The sequence below is a fragment of the Dactylosporangium vinaceum genome (assembly GCF_019904175.1).
Lineage (GTDB): Bacteria > Actinomycetota > Actinomycetes > Mycobacteriales > Micromonosporaceae > Dactylosporangium > Dactylosporangium vinaceum.
Genome location: NZ_CP061913.1, coordinates 9,099,106 through 9,123,292 on the forward strand (window position 1 = coordinate 9,099,106; position 24,187 = coordinate 9,123,292).

At 72.5% G+C, this 24,187-nt stretch carries 19 protein-coding genes; 1 reads left to right on the forward strand and 18 read right to left on the reverse strand.

The annotated features are described in order from the left end of the window. The 18 genes from proB to Dvina_RS40815 all read right to left on the reverse strand — a co-directional run bounded on the left by proB (position 1) and on the right by Dvina_RS40815 (position 23,058). On the reverse strand, positions 1 to 1,074 hold the full coding sequence (gene proB, locus Dvina_RS40730) for a glutamate 5-kinase (RefSeq protein ID WP_223095433.1): 1,074 nt from the start codon (positions 1,072 to 1,074) through the stop codon (positions 1 to 3). Beyond that, positions 1,068 to 1,796, reverse strand: a complete 729-nt coding sequence (locus Dvina_RS40735; protein ID WP_223095435.1) for an SDR family NAD(P)-dependent oxidoreductase — start codon at positions 1,794 to 1,796, stop codon at positions 1,068 to 1,070. The genes proB and Dvina_RS40735 overlap by 7 nt, the downstream gene beginning before the upstream one ends. After that, positions 1,793 to 4,840, reverse strand: coding sequence for an amino acid adenylation domain-containing protein (locus Dvina_RS40740; protein ID WP_246655638.1), 3,048 nt, complete (start codon positions 4,838 to 4,840; stop codon positions 1,793 to 1,795). The genes Dvina_RS40735 and Dvina_RS40740 overlap by 4 nt, the downstream gene beginning before the upstream one ends. A gap of 5 nt (positions 4,841 to 4,845) precedes the next feature. Next, entirely contained in the window at positions 4,846 to 6,387 is a 1,542-nt protein-coding gene (locus Dvina_RS40745; protein WP_223095436.1) for an amino acid adenylation domain-containing protein, read from the reverse strand. Next, positions 6,384 to 8,783 carry a condensation domain-containing protein gene (locus Dvina_RS40750; protein WP_246655639.1) on the reverse strand — a complete coding sequence of 800 codons (2,400 nt, stop codon included), beginning with the start codon at positions 8,781 to 8,783 and terminating at the stop codon, positions 6,384 to 6,386. Before Dvina_RS40750 ends, Dvina_RS40745 begins: the two co-directional genes overlap by 4 nt. 36 nt (positions 8,784 to 8,819) lie before the next feature. Then, a complete protein-coding gene (locus Dvina_RS40755; RefSeq protein WP_223095438.1) occupies positions 8,820 to 10,391 on the reverse strand; it encodes an AMP-binding protein in 1,572 nt (523 codons plus the stop codon). After that, positions 10,388 to 11,047 (reverse strand): 4'-phosphopantetheinyl transferase family protein, encoded by a 660-nt coding sequence (locus tag Dvina_RS40760; protein WP_223095440.1) that lies wholly within the window; start codon positions 11,045 to 11,047, stop codon positions 10,388 to 10,390. The genes Dvina_RS40755 and Dvina_RS40760 overlap by 4 nt, the downstream gene beginning before the upstream one ends. Continuing rightward, positions 11,044 to 12,276, reverse strand: coding sequence for an acyl carrier protein (locus Dvina_RS40765; RefSeq protein ID WP_223095441.1), 1,233 nt, complete (start codon positions 12,274 to 12,276; stop codon positions 11,044 to 11,046). The genes Dvina_RS40760 and Dvina_RS40765 overlap by 4 nt, the downstream gene beginning before the upstream one ends. A gap of 3 nt (positions 12,277 to 12,279) precedes the next feature. Then, positions 12,280 to 13,023, reverse strand: coding sequence for an alpha/beta fold hydrolase (locus tag Dvina_RS40770; protein ID WP_246655640.1), 744 nt, complete (start codon positions 13,021 to 13,023; stop codon positions 12,280 to 12,282). Continuing rightward, positions 13,020 to 16,181, reverse strand: a complete 3,162-nt coding sequence (locus Dvina_RS40775; protein ID WP_246655641.1) for a non-ribosomal peptide synthetase — start codon at positions 16,179 to 16,181, stop codon at positions 13,020 to 13,022. Before Dvina_RS40775 ends, Dvina_RS40770 begins: the two co-directional genes overlap by 4 nt. Continuing rightward, entirely contained in the window at positions 16,178 to 16,411 is a 234-nt protein-coding gene (locus Dvina_RS40780; RefSeq protein ID WP_223095444.1) for an acyl carrier protein, read from the reverse strand. Before Dvina_RS40780 ends, Dvina_RS40775 begins: the two co-directional genes overlap by 4 nt. Then, on the reverse strand, positions 16,408 to 16,794 hold the full coding sequence (locus Dvina_RS40785; RefSeq protein ID WP_223095446.1) for an avidin-fold protein: 387 nt from the start codon (positions 16,792 to 16,794) through the stop codon (positions 16,408 to 16,410). Before Dvina_RS40785 ends, Dvina_RS40780 begins: the two co-directional genes overlap by 4 nt. Before the next feature lie 19 nt (positions 16,795 to 16,813). Further along, the gene (locus tag Dvina_RS40790) at positions 16,814 to 18,094 is read right to left on the reverse strand and encodes a lysine N(6)-hydroxylase/L-ornithine N(5)-oxygenase family protein (protein WP_223095447.1); all 1,281 of its coding nucleotides are present in this window, start codon (positions 18,092 to 18,094) and stop codon (positions 16,814 to 16,816) included. Beyond that, positions 18,076 to 19,128 carry an NAD(P)/FAD-dependent oxidoreductase gene (locus Dvina_RS40795; protein ID WP_223095448.1) on the reverse strand — a complete coding sequence of 351 codons (1,053 nt, stop codon included), beginning with the start codon at positions 19,126 to 19,128 and terminating at the stop codon, positions 18,076 to 18,078. The genes Dvina_RS40790 and Dvina_RS40795 overlap by 19 nt, the downstream gene beginning before the upstream one ends. Position 19,129: 1 nt before the next feature. Further along, a complete protein-coding gene (locus Dvina_RS40800) occupies positions 19,130 to 20,530 on the reverse strand; it encodes a class I tRNA ligase family protein (protein WP_223095450.1) in 1,401 nt (466 codons plus the stop codon). Continuing rightward, positions 20,527 to 20,874: a cupin domain-containing protein gene (locus Dvina_RS40805; protein ID WP_223095452.1), complete on the reverse strand. Its 348-nt coding sequence runs from the start codon at positions 20,872 to 20,874 to the stop codon at positions 20,527 to 20,529. Before Dvina_RS40805 ends, Dvina_RS40800 begins: the two co-directional genes overlap by 4 nt. A 116-nt stretch (positions 20,875 to 20,990) precedes the next feature. Then, on the reverse strand, positions 20,991 to 21,623 hold the full coding sequence (locus tag Dvina_RS40810) for an RNA polymerase sigma factor (protein WP_223095453.1): 633 nt from the start codon (positions 21,621 to 21,623) through the stop codon (positions 20,991 to 20,993). A 1,246-nt stretch (positions 21,624 to 22,869) separates the two neighbouring features. Continuing rightward, positions 22,870 to 23,058 (reverse strand): hypothetical protein, encoded by a 189-nt coding sequence (locus tag Dvina_RS40815; protein WP_223095455.1) that lies wholly within the window; start codon positions 23,056 to 23,058, stop codon positions 22,870 to 22,872. An 847-nt stretch (positions 23,059 to 23,905) separates the two neighbouring features. Here Dvina_RS40815 and Dvina_RS40820 point away from each other — a divergent pair. Continuing rightward, entirely contained in the window at positions 23,906 to 24,127 is a 222-nt protein-coding gene (locus tag Dvina_RS40820) for a hypothetical protein (RefSeq protein ID WP_223095456.1), read from the forward strand. Positions 24,128 to 24,187: the final 60 nt, after the last annotated feature.

A 24,187-nucleotide genomic window follows, 5' to 3' on the forward strand; every position in this document is an offset into this window, starting at 1 on the left:
TCATGGTGCATCCCTTCTGATGCGTACGTAGTCGGAGCCGACGAGCAATGCGGTGCCGGGTTCGCAGCCGAACTCCACGGCGCTCGCCGGGTAGCGGATGCTGCCGCGGGCGAGCAGCGTGGCATCGGGGCCGGTGATGTCCACGACGTCGCCCGCGTGGAACTGCCCTCGTGCGGTGGTGACCTGGATGCGCCGCAGCGCTTGGCGGTGCTCGATGGCCATCAGCCCGGCGGGGGCGCAGGTGACCGCCCCGCGCGGCGGGGTGCGGAACGCGCGCCACAGCCGGCCCGCGTCCGGCCATGCGCCACGCACCGGCCGCGGGGCGAACGCGGTGCCGATGTCGGCGCCCTCGCGCGCCGCGACGAGGACGGCTGGGTCGGCGGTGTCCGCAATGACCGTGCGGACCCCGGAGTAGGTGGCGATCCAGCAGGCCGACAGCTTCATCTGCATGCCGCCGGTGCCGCCCGCCACGACGGTGCCGCCGGCGAGCGCCTCCAGTTGCGGTGTGAGCTCGGCGACCTTGCCGATCCGAGTCGCCTTGCCGCCGAGTTGCGGGTCCCGGTCGTAGAGGCCGGGCACGTTTGTCAGCAGTACCAGCAGCCCCGCCCGCAGGAACCCGCTGAGCAAGGCGGCGAGCACGTCGTTGTTGCGTACGCCCAGCGCGTCGTTCTCGTTCACGATCGGCACGACGCCGAGGGAACGCATCTCGTCGAAGGTGGCCCGGACCCGTTCGCCGCGGTCGGCCTCGATGAGGTCGTAGGGCGTGAGCAGTACCTGCCCGGTCTCCAGGCCGTACGAGGCGAACGTCTCCTGCAGCGCGCCGTAGAGCAGCCCCTGGCCGATCGCGGCGGCGACCTGCTGGCCGGCCCCGTTCGCATCACCCAGCGCCGCGTGCCGGGTCCGGCCGATGGCGATCGCGCCCGAGGTGACGACGACGGGCGCGAGCCCGGCCCGGATGCCCAGGCGCACCGCCGCACACAGCCGTTCGACCTTCTCCGGCTCCAGCCGGCCGTCCGTCACGAGCGACGTCGTGCCGATCTTCAGGACCACCCGGTCCTCATCGGGGGTCACCACATGAACTGCCCTCCATCGACGATCAGCTTCTGGCCCGTCATCTGGGCGCTGCCCGGGCCGACCAGGAACTCGAGTGCGTCGGCCACCTGCTCGGTCGTGCCGAGGCGCCCCTGCGGCACATCCGCGAGGAATTTCGCGCGCCCGGCCGGGTCGTCCAGGCCGAACCGGGCGACCAGCTCGTCGGTCTCGGTGTTGCCCGGGATCAGGGAGTTGACCCGCACCTGCGGCGCCAGCTCCAGCGCGAGGCACTTGGTGAGCTGCAGCAGCCCGGCCTTGCTCGCGCAGTAGTTCGCGCCATCACGACGGGGTCGGATGCCGGTCGTCGCGCCGACATTCACGATCACCCGGTCGCCGGTCGTCGCGAGCATCGCCGGCAGCAGCGCCCGGGTGAGGTAGAAGACGCCTGACAGGTTGGTGTCGAGCACCCGCCGCCAGTCTTCGACGGACATCGCCAGCACAGGCCGGTCCACGTTCACGCCCGCGTTGTTGACAAGCACCGACGGGCCGCCGTAGATGCGGACGATGTCGTGGACCGCGGCGTCCACGGCCACCGGATCGGCGACGTCGACCTGGACCGGGACGAGCCCGGCCGTCGCCGCGGCGTCCGCAGCCGTCTTGTCGTGCCGGTACAGCGCCACCACCTGGTAGCCGAGCCGCTTCAGCCGGCGGCTGAAGGCCAGTCCGATGCCCCGGGTACCGCCACTGACGACCGCCGTCCTCATCGCAGCGTCCCCGCGCCGGCGCGGATGGCGGCGGCGATGCCCGCCACGGTCGGCGCGGCGTACAGGTCGGCGACCGGGACCGTGACGCCGTAGGCCGCGTGTATCGCAGTCAACGCATCCAGGACGGTGAGCGAGCTGGCGCCGTGGTCGAACACCGAGTGGTCGTGGGGGATGTCCCCCACCCCGAGGATCCTCGACCACAGCGCGGCGAGGTCGCGTTCCAGTGCGCCGAGGTGTACCGGTGGTCGCGCGGCGTCGCCGTGGCCGCCGGCGGCGAGCAGCTCGTCGAGCCGGTGCAGCAGTGCGGCCCGGTCGGTCTTGCCACTCGTGGTGGTCGGCACGGCCGTCACCGGAACAATCCACTGTGGACGCATGTGGGCGGGCAGCGTCGCGGCCAGATGCTCCCGTACCCGCGACGGGTCGGGGGCGGCACCCGGATGGGGCAGCAGGAACAACGCGATCTGCTCGCCGCGCACGGCCGCGACCGCTTGGCGCACGCCGAGCACCCGGGCCGCGACGACCTCGATCTCGCCGAGCTCGACCCGCTGCCCCTGTATCTTCACCTGCGAGTCGAGCCGGCCGAGGAAGACCAGTTCATCGCGGTCGTTGCGGACGACGAGGTCGCCGGTGCGGTACATCAGGCCGCCCGCCGGGCCGAATGTGTCGGGCACGAACCGTGCGGCGGTCAACTCCGGGTCGTTGAGGTAGCCGGCGGCGAGGCAACGGCCGCCGAGGTGGAGCTCGCCCACGACGCCGGGTGGGGCGAGGTGCCCGGTGGCGTCCACGACGTAGGCGGCCACCCCCGGCAGCGGTACGCCGATCGGCACGTGCCCGGGCCACGCCGGGTCGTCGCCCCGCAGCCGGTATGTGGTGACGGCCTGCGTCTCGGTCGGCCCGTAATGGTTGACAAGCGTGCAGTGCGGATGCCGGCGCAGGAACTCCCGCTCCTGCTCGTCGACGGTGAGCTGCTCGCCGGAGACACACAGGTACCGCAGGTCCGGCAGGTGCGTGCCGCGGTCCCCGATCAGCTGCACCATCGGGCGCAGCGCGGCGGTCGGCAGGTAGACGTGGGTAGCCCCGGTGTCGGCGACGTGTCGCAGCACCGCGAGCGGGTCGCGCCGGTCGGCCGGGGCCAAGGACAGCACGGTGCCGCCGCAGAGCAGCGTCGGCACGATCTCCTGGAAGCAGACGTCGGAGCTGAGCGGCGCGTACTGCAGGAACCGGCTGTCGCCGTTCATCGCCAGCGCGTCGATCTGCCACGCCGCAAGTTCGGCCAGCCACGCCTGTCCCATCAGCACACCCTTCGGCGCGCCGGCCGAGCCGGACGTGTACATCACGTACACCGGTGCGTCCGGGTCGGCCGCCGAGGCGACGGCCGCCGCGGTGGCCAGCTCAGCGACCGGGACCGCGGGCGCCGCCGACGCCACCGGCGCGCCGATCACCAGGCGGCACGAGGCGGACCGGACCATGTCGTCGAGCCGGCGCCGCGGCACGGTCGCGTCCAGCGGCAGGAACGTGGCGCCCAGGCGCAGCACCGCCACGATGGCGGCGACGCTGTCGGCGAGCCCGCTGTCGACGGCGAGGCCGACCACGTCGCCGGGGCCGACGCCGCGCGCTGCGAGGCCGCCCGCCATGCGGCCGGCCGTGGCCAGCAGGTCTGCGTAGGTCAGGTCGCGGCCCGGCTCCCGCACGGCGACCGCCGTGGGCTGCTGCCGCGCCACTGCCTCGACGGCCTCGTACAGCCCGGCCGTGGCCCGCGGGTGCCGGCCGTCGGAGCGGACGCTGGCCGCCGTCGAGGCGTCGGTGAACAGCTCGGCGAGAGTCCGCGTGCGGTCGTCGACGGCGCGTCGCACGGCGGTCCGCAGCGATGCGAGCAGGCCGTCGGCGACCGCGGGCGCGATCAGCTCCCGGTCGTACTCCAGCTCGACAAGCCAATGCCCGTCCTGCGGGGTGACGCCGAGCCGCAGGTCGGATCGCACGGTGCCGTTGCCGAGGCGGCGCACAGCCCGGACCGCGGCGTACGCGCGGTGCGGTTCCGTTGCCGCGACGGCGAGCACCGCCGCGTGCAGCGGGCCGCGTCCGGTTTCGGCGGTGAGCTGCGCCAGGCTGATGTCGGCGTCGGCCCGGGCCGCCTCGACCGCGGGTCCAACCACTGTGGACAGGTAGGCGTCGACGGTGTGGGCCCAGTCCACCTCGACGATGACCGGCAGGGGGTCCGCGGAGCGGCCCACCTCCGTGCCGATGACGACCTGGGACGTGTTGGCGTGCCGGGCGAGCGTCGCCGCGTAGAGGCCGGCGAACAGCACCTGCGGCGGGAAGCCGAGGCACGCTCCCGCGTCCACCTCACCCCGCACCTGCCCGCCGGTGAGTGAGGTCCGCGCCGGACGCCCCGGCACCGGGGCGAGTTCCAGCGAGGGTACGCGGCGCAGCCGCCGCGCCCAGGCGGCGGACCGGTCCCGGGCCGTCGGCGCCGGGGACGCCTCCAGGTGCTCGACGTGCGCAGCCTCGCGATCGGCGACCCGCATGGCCAGTTCGGCGGCGGTCGGCGGCGCCGTGAGCAGGTCGGCGAGGTCGTCGGCGAACGGACCGATCGAGACCGCGTCGAGCAGCAGACAGTGCACGGCCAGCAGCACGGTGCAGGCAGTGCCCTCCTCGGCCCGCACGACGGCGCACCGGTGGGCCGGCTCGGTCCCGGGGTCGAACGCGGGCTGGCCGATCTGCCCGGCCACCGAGCTCACCGCGTCCGCGAAGTCGACTGCGGCGACGGCCACCTGGAGGGTCACCACGTCGGCGACCGGCGCCACGAGTCGCGCGTGCGGGCGGGGCAGCAGCCCGAAAATCTGCCGCATGGTGGGCCGGAGCGCGACGGCGCCGCTCAGTGCCCGAGAAACCGCCTCGGCGGAGTACCGCGGGTCGAGGTCGAGCCGATAGAGCGTGTGGTAGGCCGACGGGCCGGCGGCCCGGGCGTGCGCCACGAGCAGACCGAGCTGTGCCGGGGTAACCGGCAGCTCCGTCCGCACGGTGCGTTCGAGAGTGGCATCCACTGTGGTCAGTCCCTCCGGTCGCCGGACGTCAGTTCTGCGGCGAGGCGGCTGCGGTCCACCTTGCCGCTGGCGTTGACGGGGAACCCGTCGACCCGCAGGTACCGCCCCGGCAGCATGTAGCTGGGCAGCTGCCGCTGGAGCGTCATGGCGACGTCGGCCTCCTCGACCCCGTCGCCGCAGTAGAGCGCCTGCAGCGCGACGGAGTCGTTGCCGTCGGGCAGCGCGAGCACGACGGCGTCGAGCACGCCGGGGTGCCCGCGCAGCACCGCTTCGATCTCGGCGAGCTCGATGCGGTAGCCGCTCACCTTGATCTGGTCGTCGATGCGTCCTACGTGGACCCAGGCACCGTCCTCCAGGCGCACCCGGTCGCCGGTGCGATACCAGTCGGTGGATGCGGGTGTGGGCGCGGTCGATGGGACCGACAAGCCGTCGCGGACGGTGACGAACCGGCCGACGTCGTGTGCCGGGTCGAGGTACCCGTCGAACCGTTGCGGGCCGCGTACGCACAGCTCACCGTCGTCGCCGACCCGGCCGTCCTCGGCCAGCGCGATCCCCTCCAGGTGCGGGTAGGGTCGCCCGATCGGCACGGTGCCGTTGGACGTGCGTGGCCACGCCGCGACCTCGGCGGCCAGCCGGTAGCCGACACAGGTGATGGTCAGCTCGGTCGGGCCGTAGAGGTTCTCGACAGTGCTGCCGGGCGCGGCGGCGGCCCAGGCGGCGGCCTGGTCGAGGGTGAGCTGCTCGCCGGCGAACAGGCTCCACCGCAGATCTGGCATGCTGTTCGGGCGCAGCTGACGCATCCGGCGGGCGAGCGAGACGACCGAGGGCACCGAGAACCAGTGCGTGATCCGCTTGTCGCGGACGAACCGGGCCGGTTGCAGGATCTCGTCCGGTTGCGGCACCACCAGCGTCGCGCCGGCGCTCCACGCGACGAACAGGTCGAACACGGACGGGTCGAAGGTCAGGTCGAACGTCTGCGAGAGCCGGCACCCCGGGCCGACCGCGTAGCGCTCGACGCAGTGTCGCAAGTAGGGCCCGACGTTGCGGTGCCGGATCGGCACCCCCTTCGGCACGCCTGTCGACCCGGAGGTGAACAGCGTGTACGCGACGTCGTCCGGGGTGCCCTGGTAAGGGTCGGCACCGGCGGCGGGCAGGTCGGCATCCCACCGGTCGCCGACCAGCGGGACCGCGGTACCCACCGTGAGGTCGGTCTGGGCGTGGTCCAGGACCAGCACGTCGACTGTGGACTTCGAGCAGATCAGCTCGTTGCGCGCCAGGGGGAAACGCGGATTCAACGGCACGACGACGGCACCCAGTCGCAGCGCGGCGAGGTACCCGGCGTAGGCCGCCAGGCTGCGCGAGGCGAGCAGCCCCACCGCCGTCGGGGGGCCGCCGACCGCCGCGCGCAACCGCGCCGCCAGCCGTTCGCTGACGTCGAGCAGCTCGCGGTAGGACAGGGTCCGACCCGCCACCTCGAGTGCCGGCGCGTCCGGCTGGGCCAGGGCCTGGTCTCGGAACCAGGTGTGGAGCGTGCCGTCCGGCGTCATCGGGTCGCCGCCGTCAGCCGCTGCAACGCCTCGGCGACCTGCCCGGTGAAGGGCGCCCGCAGCACGCCGTGGTGGTCGGCCGCCACCCGCAGGATGTCCGGTGGCCGCCGCAGCCGCTGCGCCCACTCGTCGAGCTGCACATCGAGCAGCCCCGCCCCGACGACGAGCGCCGGCGCGTCGACCTGCTCGGTCGTGACGAAGGACGCCACGGCGACGGCGTGGCGGTGGTACGTGGCCCAACGTTCGAGAAGCACCGCGGTGGGCACGGGCTGCCCGGCGGCGGACAGGTAGGCGGCGAGCGCCCGCAGCGCGAGATCCGCGTCGGGCTCGTCGTCGCCCGTGCTGGGTGCCGGCCCGGTGAGCTCCACCGCGCGCAGTACTCCGGTGATGAACGCGTCGAGCCGGAGCCGGTCGATGTCGGCCGGGATCTCGTACCCCACCGGCGGCGTGGAGTCCAGCAGCAGCAACGCGGGCGCCTCAGCGCCGTACCCGGTGGCCATCGCGAACGCGATCTGGCCGCCCATCGACCAGCCGCCGAGCACGTCCGGCCGGGCGCCGGTGGCGTCGAGGTCGGTGCGGTAGCGGGCCGCCATCGCCGGCACCGATTCGTGCGGCTCACGCTCCTGCGACAGGGTGACCCGCCAGTCGGCCGGCAACGCGGCCAGCAGGTCGCGGTAGTCCTGCACCGCGCCACCGGCCCCGTGTACGAGGTGCAGGTGCGGTCCGGTGCCGGGGCGCAGCAGCACGACGGTGCTGTTCGCCGGAGTCGTCTCCGCGGTGCCCGACTCGAGCTGAGCGACGGCCCGGCGGGGTGACGGCTCGGCGAGCCAGGTCACCACGTCCAGCGGCGTGCCGGCCTCGGCCTCGACGGCGGCGGCCAGCTCCAGCACCTTGAGCGATCGGCCGCCGGCCGCGAAGAAGTCCTCGTCCGGTCCGCGCGGTGGCGCGCCGAGCACCTGCGTCCACGCCCGCGCCACCTGGGTCATGGCCGCCGACGCGGGCAGCTCCTCGGTGTCTGGCGCGGCCTGGCGGTGGTCGAGATAGCCCGCCGTGGCCCGGGTCTGGACCGGTAGCGAACCCACCAACCGGTCCGGGTCCGCGCCACCCGCGGCGAACACCGCGTCGAGGTCGTGCAGCAGCCGCAGCACGGTCTGCTCGTCGTAGCGCCCGGTGTTGTACTCGATCTCCATCAGCAGGGTGCCGTCGTCGTCGAGCAGGCCGAGCCCGATGTCCGCCCGCGCCGCACGGTTGGGCGTGGGGTGGACCGTCATGGCCACGTCCCCTATGGACAGTCCGCGGCCGATGGGGCCCAGGTAGTTCAGCAGCAGGGGAACCGACTCGCGGAGCATCGTCTGGGTGTCGTCGCTGAGCGCCGCGAACACGACCGGGTAGGGCACCGCCTGGTGTACCAGCATCTCCCAGCCGGCGTCGCGGGCTCGGCCCACCACGTCGCCGATGGTGTCCCCCGGCGAGACAGTGGCCCGGGCGACACACAGGTTCGCGAGGTACCCGACGAGCTGCTGGTCGCGCGGACCGTTCCGGTTGGCGGCCACCACCCCCACCGAGATGTCCGCGTCGGCGTGCGGCGCGCAGGCCCGGGCCAGGACGATCTGCACCCCGGCGAGCACCACGGCGAACGGCGTGGCGAACATGCTCTTCGCGAGCGCGGCGATGCCGTCGGCGGCCTCGCCGCTGAACGCGTACCGCAGCATCGCCCCAGCGGCACCGGTGCTCGCGTACCGCTGCCGGTCCGCCACCACCGTCGTGGCGGTCGCGCCCTCGAGCACCTTGCGCCAGTGCTGCAGGCTGTCCTGCCACCGCCCGTCGTCCCGGGCCTGCGCCACCTCGCGGGCGTACACCGAGAACGGCACCGGCGGCTCGGCCGGCCACGGCGGCGCCTCGCCGCGCAGGGCCGCGGCGTAGGCCACGGACAGGTCGGCGACGAGCAGCTGGATCGCCCAGCCGTCGGCCACGACGTGGTGCACGGTCAGCACCAGCTCGTGCTCGTCGCCGACCCGGACCATCGTGAGCCGGGCGAGCGGCGCCTCGTCGAGCGCCGTGGTCCGTTCCTGCAACTCCTCCGCGATCAGCCGCAGCAGCACGCCGACCGGTACCGAGCCCGGGTCGTCGAGTGTCACGAGCTGGACCCGGGCGGTGGCCTGCGGCACGACGATGAGGGTCACCACGTCGTTGTGCCGCGCCACCCGGGTCCGCAGCGCCTCGTGCCGGTTCACCAGCTGCTGCCACGCGGTCCGCAACGCGTCAGCGTCGAGCGGTGCTGCGCACCCGAGCCGCCAGGTGATGTTGTAGACCGACTTGTTCCTGGCCCGCTGGTGCACCCACCACAGCGCCTCCTGCATGGGCGTCGCGGGGACGGTGAAGGGTTCTGTGGTCACGGCAAAGCGCTCCCTGTCTGCGGTGGGCCCGGCAGCTCAGCCGGCGGCGGCGGTGACGAGGTCGTCGGCGAGGCGCCGGCGGTCGACCTTGCCGGAGGTGGTGAGCGGGATCACGCCCCGGTGGTGGAATGCACGCGGCCGCATGTAGAGCGGCAGCTCGGCCAGCAGGTGGTGGAAGTCGGCGTCGGGCACCGGCGTGCCGGTGTAGACGGTGTGCAGGTCGACCTCGCCGTCGGGGGCCTTGACGGTCACCACGACGACGTCGCCGACCGCCGGGTGGCGGCGCAGCGTCGACTCGATCTCGCCGAGCTCGACCCGGTTGCCCCGGATCTTGACCTGCCCGTCGATGCGTCCCAGGTGGACGAGCTCGCCGTCCTCGACCCGGATCCGGTCGCCGGTGCGATACCAGTGCGCGGCGGTGAGCGGTTCGCTGCCGTCGTAGAGCGTCGCCCGGCCGCCGGGCTCGTAGCTCACGAACCGTCCCCGGTTCTCCGCGGCGTCCAGGTATCCGGGGAACCGCTGTCCACCTCGGACACACAGCTCCCCGTCGGCCCCCGGCAGCAGGTTGTCGTCGAGCAGCACGTATTCGAGGTGCGGGAACGGGTGCCCGATCGGCAGCGCCCCGGTGGAGGTCACCGGCCAGTCGGCCCGGTCGCGCGGGAGCCGGTACAACGTCATGATCACCGTGGTTTCGGTGGGGCCGTAGCCGTGGTAGACGGACCCGTTGGGCGCCGCGGCGGCCCACGCCTCGGCCTGCGCCACGGTGAGCGACTCGCCGCCGAACATGCCGTGCAGCAACGTCGGCATGCTCCCGGGCGGCAGGGCCCGCAGCCGGGTGGCGAACGAGATCAGCGACGGCACCGACATCCAGTGCGTCAACCGCTTGTCGTTGATGAACCGCACCGGCGTGTACGTCTCACTCTGCTGAGCGACGCACAGGGCCGCGCCCGCGCCCCAGGCGCTGAAAATTTCCAGGATCGAGCCGTCGAAGGAGATCTCCATCGTCTGACCGACCCGGCTGTCCGGACCGACCTGACCACGCACCACGATGTCGGTGATGAACGACGACACGTTGCCGTGCGTCGTCGGCACCCCCTTGGGGCGGCCGGTGGTCCCGCTCGTGAAGATGATGTAGGCGATGTCGTCCGGACCGCGGACCACCCGGGGTGGCACCGGGACGTCGGCGCCCCGGTCCAGCAGCGGCAGCCACCGGTCTCCGGTCAGGTCCAGCACCGGGATGCCAGAAGTTTCGCGGTACTCGGCCAGGCCGGCGCCCGACGTGTCGTCGATGACGGTGAGGTCGAGGCCCGCGGTCTCGGTGACCGTCACCATCCGCACGGCCGGCGCGGCCGGGTTCAGCGGCACGGACGCGGCGCCGAGCCGCTGTGCCGCGAGGTAGGCGATGTAGCTGACGAGGCTGCGCGAGGTGAGCAGGCCGACCCGGACCGGGTTGTGGCCGAGCACCTGGTGCATCCGCGCCGACATCTGCTCGACCGCGGCCTTCAGCTCGGTGTACGTCAGCTCGGTCCCGCCGACGTCGAGCGCGACGCCGTGGGGGTTGGCCTCCGCCGAGGCCAGGAACCAGTCGTAGAGCGTGCGGTCGGTCATCGGTTCTCCCTTTCCGAGGTACTTCGTTCGGCAGATGCTGTGTCCTGGAGGGGTCGGTGGGCGCAGCTCAACGGCGGCCCGGCGCGGTCGCGCAGGCTGTGCCACCGGTAGCCGCGCCAGGTGCCGTGGTGCCCGTCGACCGGGACCGGAACGGTCCACGGCCGGCCGGCGAGGCCGGTGCCCTCGGCCTTGACGCACGCCTCCTGAACCGTCCAGATCCAGGCGAACGCGAGGTCACGATCCAAAGTGGGCAGCGCATCGAGCACCCGCGCCGCGTCGGGGGTGCAGCAGCGCCTGATCAACGCCGGTGTGACAGGCGCGGGCAGCTGCACGTCGACGCCGACCGCGGCGTCCACGCCGACCGCCACCGCGACCCAGCCGCCGTCGTGCGACAGGCTCACCCCGAGGTCGGGCCGGTCCGGCAGGTAGGGCCGTCCGTTGTCGGTGGCCGCCACCGGCAGCGCAGCGGCGGCCGGACCGGCCACCTGGGCGAGCAGGCCGCGCAGGAGCGCCCGGGCGGCCAGCGACTGGGCGGCACGGGCGGCCGCCGGATCGTGGCCGCCGGCCGCAGTGTCGCCGGCCCGGGCGATCGCCACGTGGATGCCGGGCGCCACGGAATGGCTCGCCGCCGGCCGTCCGTCAAGCAGCGTCCTCATCGCGGGGATCCGGCGGGCGACCCGGCGACGCGGGCGAACGCGGCGCACAGCGAGTCCACGTCCCGCAGGCTCGCGGGACCGAAGTCATCGGGGCCGAGCTCGACGCCGAGCCGGGCCTCGACCCGCTCGATCACGTCGACGAGCCGGAAGGAGTTGAAGTTGGGCAGGTCCCGCAGCAGGCCGCCGGTGGTGGCGCCGGCCGGGAGCCGCAGCACGGCGGCGAGCGCCTCGACGACCGCGAGCCGCACCCCGGGAACCTCGTGGGCCGCGGGCCCGGGCCCCGAGGCGGTGGGCGCAGGCCGGACGGTCGTGGCGTCGGCCAGGCGGGCCGCGAGGGCCACGTCGCCGTGCAGCAGCCCGGCCAGGTGGTCGACGAGGAGCGCCGCCGGGCCGCCGCGTGCGGCCGCTACGAAGACGCGGGTGGCCAGGTCCCGCCAGGACTGTGCGTGGGCCTCGGCGTCCGACAACGCGTCCGGCGTGAGGTCCGCCGCCGCCGCGAGCCAGGCCGCGTGCAACGCCCGGGACCGGCTGAGCGTCCAGGTGTCCAGGACCAGCCGGTCGACCCCGGCAGCACCGCTGACGGCGGCGAGGTAGCGGTCGATCGCCGGCCGCCCGTCGGTCAACGCCCGGGCGTTGGCCGCGAGCACCGCCCGGACGTCGAGGCGCGGCCGGTCCCCGGACTCGAGGACGACAACTGTCGCGGCTCGCACTGTCGCGTCGAACCGGGCCGCGGGCAGCCGCCACACCCCCGGCCGGGCCGGGCCCCACCGGGTGTCGTCATGGTAGGCATCGACGACCGTTACCGCCGCGCCCACCCCGGCGACGAGGAAGCCGTGCCGCAGGTGCTGACGCTCGACGAACGGCAGCCACCCCATCGTGTACGCGTCGGCCACGACGTAGAGCGGCGCGCCGCCACCGGCGCCGGCCAGGTCCCGGATCGCGGGCCCGTCGAGCCCGTCGTGCCGTGCCACGGCCCGCAGGCCGAGCAGCTCCGCCGCCTCGGCGAGCCGCTGCTCCAGCGACGCCTCGACCGACGGCTGTCCTGCGGCGTCGGCGAGCGTCGCGAACCGCAGCGGCGCACCGAGGTCGAGGTGGCTGCCGGCACCGTGCCACAGGTCGGCGAGGGCGGCGACGCCGGTCTGCAGGCAGTCCAGCGCGTCGGCGCGCAGCCCGGCGACGACCGGTGACCATACTGCGCTGCGGGTCGGGATGGGTGCGAGGTGTACCACGGGTCAGCTCACTTCCGCGCGGCCCGCCGCGTCAAGCGCGAGGAAACCGTCGAGCGCACCGGTCAGTTGCGCCAGGTGCTCCGGGTCGAAGACCGCGTAGTGGCCGGCGTCCAGCCGGTCCTCGCGGAGGTCGGCGGCGAGCATCCGCCACCTGCGTACGGCGGCGGGCCGCACGTCGGTGCTGTCGTCCTGGCACATCAGCAGCAGGACCCGGCCGGCGTAGGTGCGCTGGGCCGAATAGCCGGCCAAGGCGTCGCCATGCGCGCGGAACGCGCTGCGGACCCGCTCGCGGGTGCGCGGATCGGGCCGGGGCCCGAGCATCGCCACGATCTGCTCTCTGACCAGCGCGTCCGCCTCCACGTCGGACACCCGGGGCAGCGGTGAGCTGTCCACGATGACGAGGTCGGGCCGATGCCCGTCGCCGGCGAGCCGCACGCACATCTCCCACGCCACGGCACCGCCCAACGACCAGCCGAGCACGAGCCGCGGCACGATCGCGGGGCGACCGGCCGGGGCGAGCGCTCGAAGCGCCGAGTCGGCCATCACGGCGATGTCGTCCTCCGGCTCCTCGCCCTCGACGAGCCCCGCGCCGCGGACCGCGAACACGTTGTAGAACCTCCCGAGATGCCCGGCGAGCCGCAGGTAGGGGTTGATCCCGCCACCGGCGCCGGGGAGCAGCACGCAGGCCGGCCGATCACCCCGGCGCACCAGCGGCACGAGCCGCCCCATGTCGACGGCCGCGCTCACGACGCCACCGCCGGGCCCTGGCCGGCGCGCACGAGATCGCCGAGAGTCGCGATCGTCGGTGACCGGAAGAACGCCAGCATCGGGACGCTGACGCCGTACCGCTCGTCGATCCGCGCGAACGCCGTGAACATGTTGAGCGAGTGCGCGCCGTACTCCAGCAGCGAGCGGTCCCGCGCGATGCCCTCGACGCCCAGGATCTCCGCCCAGATGGCGGCGAGCCCACGCTCGAGCTCGTCGAGGTGCTCGACCCGGGGTGCCGGCTCGGCCGCGCGCTGCGACACGAGCTCCTCCGCGAGGGCGGCAAGCGCGGCGCGGTCGGTCTTGCCGGTGCCCGAGACGGGCACCAGGTCGACGTCGAAGCAGCGGGCGGGCACCATGTAGGCCGGCAGAGCCCGGCCGAGCGCGGCCCGGACCTCCTCGTGGTCGACTGCGCCGCCGCCGGTGTGCTCCGCGACCAGGAACAGGACCAGCTCGCGGTCCGCGCCGGTGCCGCGCACGACCGCGACGGCCTCCCGGACGCCGGGCACGGCGTTCGCCACCGCTTCGAGCTCGCCGAGTTCGACCCGGTTCCCGCGGATCTTGACCTGGTTGTCGTTGCGGCCGAGGAACACCAGCTCGCCGTGCGGGCGGCGGACCACCTGGTCGCCGGTGCGGTACATCACCGCGGTCGGCCCGGTGACGAACCGGTCGGGCAGGAATCCGGCCGCCGTCCGCTCGCTGTCGCCGGCGTAACCGTCGGCCACGCAACGCCCCCCGAGGTGGAGTTCGCCGGGGACCCCGGCCGGCGCGAGATGGCCGGTGGCGTCGACGACGTAGGCCGCAACGCCGGCGAGCGGCATCCCGATCGGTGCGTGCGCCGGCCAGTCGACGTCGGTGCCGCGCCGCCGGTACGTGGTGACAGCCTGGGTCTCGGTCGGGCCGTAGAGGTTCGTCAGCCGGCAGTGCGGGTGGTCGATGAAGAACCGGTGGATCTGCTCGTCGAGCATCAGCTGCTCGCCGGAGACGCACACGTGTCGCAGCGCCGGGAACAGCGTCCCGCGCCGCTGTGCACTCTGGACGAACGGCCGCAGCGCCGCCACCGGCAGGTAGACGTGGGTGACCCGGGTGTCCGCGACCCGGTCCACGAGGGCCGCGAAGTCGCGGCGGTCGGCCGGTTCCCGGGACACCACGGTGCCGCCGGCCGCGAGGGTCGGCACGATCTCCTGGAACGACACGTCGAAGCCGAGCGGCGCGTACTGCAGGAACCGGGTGCGCGGGGTCATGTCGAGCGCCGCGAACTGCCAGCCCGTCAGGTTGAGCAGTGCCGGCTCGCCCATCCGGACGCCCTTCGGCTGTCCGGTGGAGCCGGACGTGAAGCTGATGTACCCGCCGGTCGCGGCCGTCCCCGCGGACGGTGCTGCACCGGCCGGCAGGTCGTCGAGGCCGACGACCCGCACACCGGGCAGCTCGGGCACGGTGCCGAGCACCAGCCGGCAGTCGGCCCGGCCGACCATGTACCGCAGCCGGTCCACCGGCAGCGTCCGGTCCAGCGGCAGGTAGACGCCGCCGACCCGGAGCACCGCAACGATCGCGGTGGCGGTGTCGGCAAGCGTGTCGAGCGCCAGGCCCACCACGTCGCCGGGCTTGATGCCATGGGCCGCGAGGGCACCGGCGAGCCGCCCGGCGGCCGCGTCGAGCGCGGCGTAGGTGAGCGTACCCGCCGGGTCCTCGACAGCGACCGCTTCCGCGGTGCACGCCGCGGTGGCGCCGATCCAGCCGGCCAGGGTCGCCGCCGGGACGACTGCGGGAAAGCCGTCGGTGCGCAGGCTCGCGAGCGCCGAGGCGTCCTCGAACAGGTCGGCGAGCGGCCGGGATCCGTCGGTGATCGCCCGGTGCAGCGCGGCGCGCAGCGAGTCGAGCAGCCCGTCGGCGACCTCGGGCGCGATCAGCTCCCGGTCGTACTCGACCTCGAGCAACCACCGCTCGTCGACGCGGGTCGCGCCGAGCCAGAGGTCGAACTTGGCGGTGCCGTTGCCCATCTCCCGGACCCGGGTGATGGCGCCGCCGCCCACCGTGTCGATGGTGTCCTGCATGGCCAGCATGCAGGAGAACAGCGGGTTGCGGGTGCCGGTGCGGTCGGGCCGGGCGCGCGCGACGAGCTGGTTGAACGAGACGTCCACCGCGGCCCGGCAGAAGTCCACCGAATCGCGGACGACCTCGCCCAGGTGGGTGTCGACGCTGCGGGCCCAGTCGACCTCGACGGTCACCGGCAGCGTGTTGACGAAGAAGCCGCACAGGTCGAACGCGCGGATGGTGCGCCGGGCCGTGAACGGGCTGCCGACGAGCACCGTCGACACCCCGCCGTGCCGGGCGAGCACGGCGCCGTATACGCCGGTGAGCAGCACGAACGGGCTGATCTTCAGCCGCTTGCAGGTGTCCTGGAACGCCGCGGAGTCAGCCTCGTCGAGCGTGAACGACACCCGGGCGCCGCTGAACGCGGTCTCCGTCGGACGGCCCGGTCGCGGGTCGAGCACGAGCGGCGGCACCTCACGCAGCCGCTCGGCCCACTCCTTGACCCGGTCGGTCGTCTGTGCCGATGCGGAGCTGCGTTGCTGCGCCTCGAGCTCCTTGCGGAACGCCAGCTCCCGTCGCTCGCGCAGAGCCTGCACCGCGTCCGGTGCGGCCGGGTCGGTCAACGCCGACTCGAGGTCGCGGCGGAACGCTGCCAGCGACACACCGTCGCCGACGATGTGATGGGTGCACAGCAGCATTGTCGCGGCGGTGCCGTCGGTGGTGCGGACGTACCCGAATCGGTAGGCGGGCCGGGCCGCGAGCGCGAACGGGGTACGCCCGACCCGCCCGCTCAGCTCGCGCACGGCCTGTTCGAAGTCGGGCGGGGCCACCTCGAGGTGCTCCAGCGGCAGCTCAGGGAGCGCCGGCGGGTCGGTGAGGCGGGCGTGCGGGTGCGGGAGCCGGCCGAAGACCTGCCGCAACGACGGCTGTACGGCAACCACAGTGGACAGGGCCGCGGTGATGGCGGCCAGCGTGACGGTGGGATCGAGGTCGAAGCGGGTCACCTGATTGTAGAGCTCCGGGGTCGGCACGAGCTCGTCGACGACGAGCAGCCCCTGCTGCGACTCGGTGATCGTCAGCAGGCCGGCGGCGGTGTCGGTCCTCACCGGACCACCTCGGGCTCGACGAGTTCGCGGAGCCATACCTTGAGGTCGCCGACCGTGCGGACGTCGACCAGCCGGCTGGCGTCGATCTCGGCGTTCTCGTCGGTCGCGACCTCGACCGCGAGGCGCAGCAACGACAGCGACTCGAGGCCGGCCTCCAGCAGCGGAGTCGAGTCGTCGAACGCGACCGTCGCATACCGGGCGATCATGGGGTCCAGGTCGAGGGTCGTCATGCCCGTGCCTCCACGTCGTGCCTGTCGGTGGCCGGCTCCGCCGGGAGTTCGCGGGGCAGCTCCTCGATGACGGAGATGCCGGTGGAGCCGTCGAAGCGGCGCCAGTGCTCGTACAACCGCACCCGGGCGTCGGGCAGGAGCTCGGGTCGGCTGGTGCAGACACCGGCGACGACCTCGCCGTCGTCGAGGACCTGGGCGTAGGCGAGGCTCAGCACACCGTCGGCGTCGCAGGTGCCGGTCAGGCTGCCGCGCTGGACCCGGCCGCCGACGAACTCGGCCCACACGATGTGGCCGTCCTGGTGGTAGTGCCCGATGGGGCTGCCGCCGGCGACGGCGGTCTCCGCCGCGGTCGACCGGAACTGCCGGCCGTTGTAGTCGATCACTGGATATCTCCTTGCCGGCTCAGAGCCACTCGGTGTGGACGTGTTCGTCGCGCAACTGGTAGACCGTGCGCTCGAAGAGCGAGTTGATGACCATGGCGCTCCGGGTCGGCAACAGGCTCAGGTTGGCGTCGGCCGGTCCGTGGCTGTCCCGCGCCCGGTTGAGGGCGAACATCCGGTGCTGGCCGCTGCGCTTCCAACGCACCGAGTAGTCCGGCTCGACGATCACCTCGCCGTCATCGGTGAGCTCGATCTCGCTGAGCAGTTCCTCGGTGACCGGCAGCGCGGCCGAGGTGCGGCCGGTGGCGAGCACGGCCCACCGCACGGGTACGACCTGCCGCCGGTCGTCGGCGGCGCAGGTGAGCCGCAGTTCGCCGGCGGCGGCCTCGGCGCCGACCACCGTGCGACCGGGCATCAGGCGCAGCGGGGCGTGCTCGTCTGCGAGCAGCCGGTCGTAGTTGAGCTGGTAGATGCTCCGCAGCGTGTGGGCCGAGACGCCGTCGCTGGTCAGCACCTGCGCCTGGGCCATCTTGCGGTAGTGCACCCGAGGAACGGTGTGCAGATGCTTCTGGTACGCGGGCCGGTAGAACTCGTTGGCGGGCGGGGACTCGTCCAGCGGCGCGAACCACGGCCGGCGCCCGATCCACCGCACGTCCTGGAATCCGCGTCCGAGCAGGCTCAGCACCGCCTCCGCGCCGGTCTGGCCGCCGCCCACCACCGCGACGGGCTGGTCGCGCACGTCCATGAACGCGCCGACCCGTTCGGCGAGCCGGTCCGCCACGACCACCAGGTTCTGGTCGGTCTCCCGGAAGAACGACGGCACCGAGGGTACCGTGCCGATGCCGAACACGACGTGCTCGCAGGTGGCGAGGGTCTGGCCGCCAGCGCGCAGCACGAACCGGTCGTCGCAGAAGGCGACCTCGTCGACCCGCTGGCCGTAACGGACGGTGCGGAGCTGCTCCGATGCCCATCCGAGGTAGCGCACGTACTCCTGCCGTGGCAGCGAGTCGTACTGGGCGTTGAGGTAGGCGTAGAGCCGCCCGGTCGACACCATGTAGTTGAGGAACGACAACCGATGGGTAGGGTCCACAGTGGACACCAAGTCCTTCATCCAGGACGTTTGCATGCGGACGCCCTCGTGTAACAGCCCATCGTGCCAACCAGGCCCGCTCTGCTGCTCGAAAAGGACGATCCGGGCCGGGGCGACCGCCTCGAACAGGGCCGCCAGGCTGAGGTTGGCCGGGCCGGCACCGATGCCGATCGTATGGACGTGCGGTGATCCGGTCAGAGGCTGCGTTGGCATTCGTCCACTTCCCGTCGAAGTGAGTGGCTGATCCCGGCCGACTGCGGCAGCCGGGCCGAGCTGAGATGCCTCGCCGCGGCGAGGCTCGCCGCCAACGCGGTCTTCGCCGAACCGCCGCTGCCGCCGGTGAACGTGTAGAGACCGTCCTGCGACCCGAGCGGTCGCAGGGTGAGGTGACCGTCCGGGCCGTAGCAGTCGACGCCGACCACGGTGCGGCGCAGCGCCCCGAGCCGTAGCCTCGGCAGCCGCGCGGCGGCGAGGCGCTCGGTCTCCCGTTGCAGGGCGGGGATAGCGACCGGCCGATCCGCTGGATCCCAGCTCGTGCTCGGTACTCCGAGCAGCATCCCGCCGTCCGGCGTCGGCCGCCCGTAGAGCCCGGTGAGGTCGTCGATGAAGGAGGGTGGCCGGGTGCCGGTGGCGGCGTAGAGGCCGTACTGGATGTGTTTGCGGCGGAACCCACCGTCGGGCAGCCCGCTCGCGGCGAGCAGCGCCACCGTACCGGCGCCGGCGGCGAGCACCACGACGTCGTGCGCGCCCGCGCCGGGCACCAGCCCGACGGTCTCCCGCCGCACAGCGACACCGAGGCCGGGCAGCGCGTCGAGCACGGCCCGGCGCAGCGCGGCCGGGCTGAAGTAGCCGGCGGCGCACTCGACCACGGCGTGGCTGCCGTCCGGCAAGCCCGCCCAGTCCGGCAGCGAGGCGCCCGGCACGACCTGCGCCGTCGCCGGTGCCAGCCGATCGAGGTCGGCGCGACGCACGTCGGCACCGCACAGATAGACCGAGCCCACCTCCTGGTACTGCGACCAGGCCCGCAACCGCGGGTCGGCGACGAGTTCGGCCAGGCTCTCCGCGGCGAGCGCGGCGGCTGCCGGGTCCACCTCGAAGCCTCGCACCAGGCCACCGGAGGCGGCCGTCGCGTCGGCCCCGTCGCTCGGGCCGGTGATGAGGTCGACACGCAGGCCAGGAGACAGCGTGGCCAGGCGCCACGCGAGCAGGCTCCCGGCCAACCCCGCACCGACGATCGTGATCCGCATGTCAGGCCCCGGCCGGCTCATCGCCGGCAGTCGCCGGCAGGCGGCCCCCGGCAATCAGTTCCAGCAGCGGCCTGACCCGCTCCGGCCGGTACGGCAGCACCGGAAGCAGGCAGCGCAGGGCCAGCCCCGGGTCGAAGGACGTGAGCCGCAGCGCGTGCCGGCCCCGGGTCAGCTGCTGGTCGACGAAGACGTCCGGAACCGTCGCCCGGTCGTCGGCACCGCTGTGCAGCGCCGCCGCCAGGTAGCCGGCGAACGCCGACAGGCCCGCGTGGGTGAAGTCGCTCTCGTAGCGGTCGGGCCGGTCCCAGCTCAGGTACATCCGAACGAGGCCCGGGTCGAGGTCGCCGGCGAGCGCCTCGTGCGCCCAGATGGCGTGGTTGCGGCTGGTGGAGAACTTCTTGCCGTCGAGGCGGTAGAACTCGTTGACCACCATGCCACCGAGCCGGTATCCGGGCACCTGCGCGGCGATGGCGAGGGCCGGGAACAGCACGGCGTAGTAGAAGGCGTTGTCGATGCCGAGGAAGTGCCACAGCGGGCCGGCCTGTTCCCACGCCCGGCGGTATCCGTCGAGGTCGCTCGCCCCCGGGTCCAGATGTCGCCCGATCGCGTGCAGGTAGCCCAGGCCCATCTCCGACCAGACGTCGACCCGCAGATCCCCGCCCAGATGGGAGTCGGTCGCGATGCCCCAGTCGGTCGGGTAGGCCAGCGGGACGTCGGGCAGCCCCTCGGTGACGTAGCGGCCGATCAGTTGCCGGACCCGTGGCGAAAGCACAGCCGCCGACCACATCGCGGTCAACTCCTCGCGGTACCGTTCGAGCCGCAGGACGGGCAGCATTGCGGACCCGGCGACGGGTCGGCCGCCGCAGCCGCACACCGCGTCGAGCAGGTCGCCGGCAAGCAGGTAGCTGCCGCAGCCCTCGCAGGTGCCGCCGCCGGCGGGCTGGCCGCAGCAGCCGCACTTCCCCGACACGTAGGCGTGGTGCATCGTCCGTCCACAGTCGACACATCGGTACAGCGCGATGTCGGCCAGGTCGACGGCCTTGCGGTCCACCAGCTCGGTCAGCAGGCCGCTGACGCCGCGCCGGTATGCAGGGTCGTTGGCTGGGTCGACGAACACGTCGTAACCGACCCGGGCCCGCTGCCACGCCTGGGTGATCAGGCCCGAGTACTCCGCGGCGACCTCGCCGGCCGGGCGGACCGCCTTGTCCGCCCGGGCGACGACGTAGTTCTGATGCGGGTCGAGGCCGCCGACGGCGAGCACCGGCGTGCCTGCGGCCCGGGCCGCCCGCACGGCGATGTCCGCGGCGACATAGGGCCCGGACAGGTGGCCGAGGTGCAAACCGCCGTTCGGGGTCGGTGCGGTCGCCGTGACCAGCAACGGCTTCGCGTCCGTGCCGGTCATCGGGCGTCCTGCGCGGTACCGTGCCAGTAGATCGACAGCAGCACCAGCGGGTCGGTGCTGGACGGGTTGCGGATGACGTGAGCCTCGTCGGAGTCCAGCAGGAACGACTCTCCGGCTGCGACAGCCACCTCCCCGGACGCGGTGCGCACCGTACCGGCGCCCCGCGTCACCGTGACCAGCTCCCGCTCGGGGTGGCGGTCCTCATCGGTCGACGTCCCGGGCGTGACCAAGCACCACATCGCCTGGAACGGCACGTGCCCGAGGTCGCCGTACTGCTCCCAGCGCCCGGCCAGGATGCCGAACTCGGGGGACAGGTCGGCGGCGTCACTGCTGAACTGGCGCACCGGAAACCTCCAAAGGGAAACGTCGACGACGATGCAGGGCATTGGCACAGCGCACCTCCTGGCCCGTCGGAGGTGCCGTTCGACGCCCGGCCGGGCGTGCCATGCACAGGAATGAGTCAGGGCAGCCGCGGATCAATGCCTGTCTTTGCTGACAAAAATTCGACCGTCGTCGAGCGGTCCTGTGACAGCAGTTGCGCAAGGCGTCGCAGCGCCCGCCGGCGGGCGGGGCCGACCGTGCCGACGGCGATCGACATGCGCCGTGCGACATCGTCGTAGGACGTGTCGGGGTCGGCGAACAGCACCCGGACCAGTTGTCCCTGACGGTCGGGCAGGCGGTCGACCGCCTGCCATAACTGATGGTCGCGCTCGGTGCGCAGGAGGCGGTCCTCGACAGTCTCCACCTGCTCGGCGCGCTCGCGGTCGGCCCACTCCACGTCGGTCCACTCCGCGACCGGTAACTCCCTGCGGGCCCTGCGTACGAGCCGCAGGCAGTTGCGTCGCATCGAGGTGGCAAGCCAGCCGCTGACCCGGCTGGGGTCGCGCAGGGTGTCGAGGTTCTGCAGCAGCCCCAGCCAGGTCGTCTGCGCCGCGTCCTCGGCGTCCCCGGCTGCCATCCGCAGGCCGGCCGCGACCGACCGCAGCAGTCCCGTGTATTGCCGCACCAGCTGCAGCCACGCATCCTGGTCACCCTCGGCGGCACGATCAAGCAGGGCGGCCGGGTCGACATTGTCGAGTGTCAGATCACTCACTTCGGCTTCCTCTCTTGCGCCGGACCGGGAAGGCCGGCCGGCAATCGGTGTCATCGACGCGGGGCAGCCCGCCCACCTTGTCGTCACCCCTGAGGCAAGTCCGCCACCCTTGCGGTGCCGGCTGACCCCGGTCGGATCGTTGCTCGCCGGGCTGTTTCAGGTCCTGCCCCGGAGGCTCGCGGCGCGATTGAACGACAGCGCATTTGTCGGTGGAGACCCGCGTTCCGCGCGATGCCATGGCGGGCATGGCATGGTGCCGGCGCACGGTGACGGCGATCGTAGCAAAGATCGAAATATGGCAATATGTAAATATCTGACTTGTCGCACCCTCCCCCGGTGGTCGCCGGAAGGGATCCGCGATCCGGTCGGCATCGTGAACCGACGTCGCGCCGATCGTGAAGGAACTGCCGTCGGGCGCGAGCAGGCGAGGTCGTCCGACCGAACCAGCTGGGCCAGGTGGACGCCGCAGCACATCACTCGCTCGAATCCGGCGTCGAGCTCCGCAGGGGGCGGCGGTATGGTCACGCCGGCTCCGGGCGCAGTCCGTTGACGACCTCACGGGCGTAGCCCCGCGGCTTGCAGCTGCAAGCCGACTCCCGGCCGAGCTGTACCAATGCCGAGCCGGCGAGCTGGGACAGCCGCCCGATCAGGCCAACCGGCGCGGTCGGCCAAGGCCTTCGATGTCCGTGAAGGTGAACCGGTCGGGGTCTTTTCCCGGTCCGGCGCGGGAGCTTACGTTGCCCCTCGTTGAGCAGCGCGTCGAGCGGGCCGGAGCGCATCCGCAGCGCCTGCCGGGTCCACCCTACGACCTTTCGCTTGACCATCAACGGCTCGCGGAGGTTGCTCCTGGCGATCACGTAGACAGGCCTCCTGGCTCACCTCGGGCGCTCGTCCGGAGCTCACCGACCCGGGCGCGCGCCGGTCAGGAAGTTCACGCTGGACGGGCGTACGGACGCACTGACTTGGCATGCGAATATGACCCACTTTCACCGTCACGGCGGTCACCGGCCGGCGGTGGTTGATTCCGATAGTCGGGCGTTCCAAACCGTTCCATTGAGCTCTACTCACTCGACCCGGTCGCGATTTGTCAAATGATCGACAAACGGCAATATTTTTCTTGCTTTGCCCGCTGTCGGACTGCCGACAGCAACCGCCGCGATTTGCCTCAACCGCATCATCGGCGCACAGCACGACCTGTTCGTGAGCCTGGACGGTCACCACGTTTCCAGAGCTGCCAACGAGCTGGCTAGATCGATGACTCATCCACGCGAACTCGAATCAGCGCGGACAAATTGGTCATCTGGGAATTGGTACAGCCCACCAGGAAATTCGGGCGCACCTCAGACGAGGAGGCCTTGGCCTGGGTCATGATTTTCAATTCGCGGGCGATATGGTTGATGACCGGCCTGCGCCGGCCGACTGCGTCTGCGCTCATCCAAGAGCGTTCACGGGGTCACCGAGTCGGCGGGCCCTCAAAGGGCGGAAGCCGAGCGCGCGCGGATGCAGGCCGGACGCAGCAGGATCGTCACCGACCAGGCCGCCCTGGCCGAGTACCGGCGGCTCAGCCGGCAACGCGACGCGCGTAGACCGCGGCCACGGCTGTAAGCGGCGGTGCTCACAGCGGACGGGGACGCTACGGCGCTGAGCGACTCGGCGGCGAGCCGGCGCAACTTGTCGATCACCGCGCACACCTGGGTCCAGCGGCTCTTGTCCGCGCGGCCTTTCCTGACGCCTAGCCCCCGTGAGCACCGAAACCTGACCACACTCGGTGCATCACCACAAGATTCGAAGGTAAGCGACAGGAGTCAGGCCCGGCGACCTCGACATCAGTGATCGTTATTGTATTTACGTCGGCTGATGTCAGAGGCTTTGGCCCGGAGCGACGGCCGCTATCTTGCCCGACGGTACCGGCCGGAAGCGAGCTCGCCTGGCGCGGACTGATGTGATCGAGTATTCCTTGCCGAACGGAAGGCTTGCGGAGACTCGCCCGGTGCAGAGCCCGCCTTCGACGGCCACGACATGAGCAATGTGTTTGAAGGACGATGTTCGATCAGCCATGGGGGAATCATGCGAAGCCGCGTATTCGGACAGCCATGCCCGGAAGGTGCCATGTGGAATCCTCGTCGACTCGGGACGCCCCAATCCGAAATTGCGGCTCATCAGCCGCTTCGCCGGCGAGGCAATGCGGTGGTCACAGCTCCTGACAGCGCCGGAGCGCAGTTCTCATGAGGACAGCAGCAGTGAACGCTGGAGAGCTCGACCTTGAGCGGCGTCATATCTCCATGTGGCAGTCCGTCTTCGACGCCACCTACACCTCGTCGTCGGTCGGCCTCGGCGGCGGCTTCGACACGATCGTCCTGATCCGCCCGCGCACCGCGATGGCCCGGTTCCGGTACGACGTCGCCCTGACCGTGGACGGCCGTCGGCCACGGAGCACCGACGCCTCCCGGGCGTGGCAGACGGCCGATGTGATCGTGGTGGTGGATCGCGGACGGATCGTTTGAGGTCGGCCGCCACGCCGATCTCATGGACAAGGGCGGGCGCTACGCCGAGCTGTACGGCAT